This window comes from Protofrankia sp. Cr1, assembly GCF_963555865.1.
GTDB lineage: Bacteria > Actinomycetota > Actinomycetes > Frankiales > Frankiaceae > Protofrankia.
Genome location: NZ_CAUVXO010000587.1, coordinates 1 through 3,156 on the forward strand (window position 1 = coordinate 1; position 3,156 = coordinate 3,156).

Genomic DNA, 3,156 nt, shown 5'->3' on the forward strand with positions numbered 1-3,156 from the left:
CAGGCCGCGAATATTAGCCCGGTCGCCGTGGGCTCCACCACGCCAGCCCGACGACAGGGGCGCAACCCACCCGGCGCCACGACAGCCGCAACTGCAACTGTGCTCACGACCAGGAGACCATGACCAGAATGGCTGGATGTGATCAAGGGGACGGGTCCGCCACCCCAGCGAAAGATCCGTGCCGGGGCACACACGCAGCGATACCCGCGGAGGCGAGTCAGTTGGCGGACCGCTCCAGGTGCCGGTCGAGTCCACGTGCCTCAGGGACGGCAAGCAGGGCCAACCGCGCTTGGCCTGCGTCCGGAAAGCGCTGCTCCGGGTCTCGTGCGGTCGCTTTAGCAACAACCCGGGCCAGCTCTGATGAGCACTCGAGGACAGACGTGTCAAGATCCTGGGCGAGAGCGCGGTAGAGCCTTGTCTCGACATCTTCATCCGGGTTCTCTCGCCCGCCGAGAAGTACGTACAATACCTTGCCAAGAGAATAGATGTCGGTTCGATGGTCGATCTGGTCGCCCCGAATTTGTTCGGGCGACATGTAGGCCGGCGTCCCGATAGGCAGGCCCGGAATCATCGTCGAGAATTCTTCGTCTGTTGAATCGCCAGGGTCCACGATATGCCGGGCTACCCCAAAGTCGATCATAATTGGCTCACCGAAACGGTCCACGATGACGTTGTTCGGCTTCACGTCCAATCGTACAATCCCGAGTTCGTGCAGGTATTCGATCCCGCCTAATAATGACACTGCCAAGCGCACGGCCGTAGCGCCGTCCGGCCGGCTCTCGCCAGTCTGCCGGCTCAAGCTGGAACCCTCGACTAAGTCCATGACAATGCCAAGCCGACCATCGGTTTCTTGCAATAGCTCGTAGGTAAGAACTACGTTACGGTGTCGCAGCCGCAGCGCAATCTGCGCTTCTCGACGGAATCGTGCCCGAGCCTCTCCTTCGGCGGTCGGTGCATCCAGTACCTTAATGGCACGCCGTAACCCGGTCCTTGTGTCCACCGCAGCAAAGACAGTCCCCATTCCGCCGGCACCGATGATGTCAAGAAGCTCGTACCGCCCGCCCGCCATCAACCGCTGAGCCCGAGGAACGCGGAAGTCGACACGGTCAATACCGGTTCCACCCGGCGGCGCTGCCGAGCCGACCACCGTCGTGTCTGACGTAGCGTAGACGCGAGGACCCCCTGGAGGACGGGGGGTAGGCCGCACATCAGCAGGCAGTGGAACACCGAGAAGCTCTACACTTTCTCGTTCGCTGGTTCGTGCAATTCGCAGAAGCCGACGGCGCATCTCCGCACTCAGTCGATAACTCGGCGTCCGGGTAATACCGCCAAAAAGTGTTGCACCATCCCGCAGATCTGCAAGCAACTCGATTATGCCATGACGTACCAGATGCCGCAGCACCAGGTCGGCTCGGGCCGACGTCAGCGAAAGTAAGGGCGACAACGCACGCTCACCCCTGGTCACATCCTCGGCCTTGAACACCCCACCTTCGCTGCGTAGAACCCAGTCGGTGACGTAATACGCACCGAGCCGGAACCGGTCTTCCTCGACGGTGCGGCCTTGCCCGCGCTGTCGGCCAAGTATGCCTGCCAGGATCTCGGCCAGCTCCGCATACAGGGTGAAGCGATCCATATCATCCGACGAGATTCTGATGAACGGGGTACCCTTATCCCATGCGAGGAGACTGTACAGTTCCTGGGTGAGCCGCCGCGGGACACCGCGCCCCTTGTACTCGAGGTAATCACAGATCAGTTCGAAAATCTGGGTGTCGACCAGCCGGCCGCTGGTCGGGCTACGGATCAGTTCGCTGAGAAGAGCGGCCGCGGCCTGCCAGAGGCACGGAACGTAGGTAGTCCAGGAAAAGACACTCTCGTAGATTCCGATACCGGATCTACCGTCAGCAACAGCTTGATCGAGAAGGTCCACGCCGGCTACAAAAACAAAGTGCACCCCAGGCGCCGTCAACACATTCTTGAACGCTGTCAGCACCGCGTTCAGGCTGACCCGTCCGTCCTCACTGCTCGTGAGTTTGTCCAGCTCGTCCAGGACGACGACCACGTGGATCGGAAGGGCGGCAATGCCACGCCCACGCCTGCGGAGACGGCGACGGGCTGTCGGCTGCGCGCGGCGCAGGGCCGGGCCGAACCCGCCGCTCCCCACACTGCTCAGCAGTTCTACAATCCGCAGGAAATCATGTTCGACATCGGCGCCGCTGTAGGTAAGAAACGATGCTTCCGTGGCCAGCGACCGGGTGGTCTTGGTACCACGCTCCAGCTTCGGTGTCAGGCCGGCGAACTGCACGGCTGCTCCCACGCCGATCGATCGCGTCACCTCACGATCTTCACTCGCCCGGGAAGTCAACGACAACGACGTTCGTGCATATGCGAGCAACACCGAGTTCCGTACAGCTGCCGGTAGAGTGACCAGCAGCCCGCTGTCGTCCAGGCTTTCCACCACTCTACGGATTACTGAGAACAAGAACTCCTCGGTACTCATCGGCCGCGCGATGTTAAGGAAAACCGGCAGGTAACGTCGCCCCGCCGTTTGGTCAACCAACTCCCGCACGCATGACCGCACCAGGGTAGTCTTCCCGGCGCCCCGGAATCCGGCTATCAGGAACGCGCCCCCGTCGGAGCGGTGGATCCGCTCCCGCAAGCTCGTGGAGAGTGCCCGATGGTGCAGGCTCGAAATGATCGAATCACCGACGACTGGTCCATGCACGTACCGAAAATCGTCGTCGAGCCTCATACCGCCGGCAGAAGGCGACTGATCTGACACGCTTAGCACAGTACGCGCTCGGCTACGGGGGTGGGAAGCGAGGTCCGAGCGTACGGGTGATGGGAGGGGCGTCCCGATGCCGCAACTTCGCGGCCACTTCAGCCTGCCTTCTCACCGTCGGCGAGCGCTATCGGTGTCCCACGAACAGCGGCAGCACCGTGCCCGTCAACGTCACCAGGCCCCGCTCCACACGATCCGAAACGATCAGGCGTACGGACCGCAGACCGTAGGCAGGAAGCGACACGCCACCATGACAGCGGGCACGGGCAACCGGCCGGCCAGCAACGCAGCCTGCCGAAGTATGCCCGCCGTCAGGCGCAGCCAGCAATCATGATCAACTTAGTCTGACAGGAGCCGACGACACGACCTCCTGAAGA

General features: G+C 62.2%; 1 protein-coding gene. It reads right to left on the minus strand.

Annotated elements, in window-relative coordinates; all coding sequences use genetic code 11:
- Positions 1-217 precede the first annotated feature (217 nt).
- Positions 218-2,566: a serine/threonine-protein kinase gene (locus tag U9980_RS26270; RefSeq protein WP_322770384.1), complete on the minus strand. Its 2,349-nt coding sequence runs from the start codon at positions 2,564-2,566 to the stop codon at positions 218-220.
- Positions 2,567-3,156 lie beyond the last annotated feature (590 nt).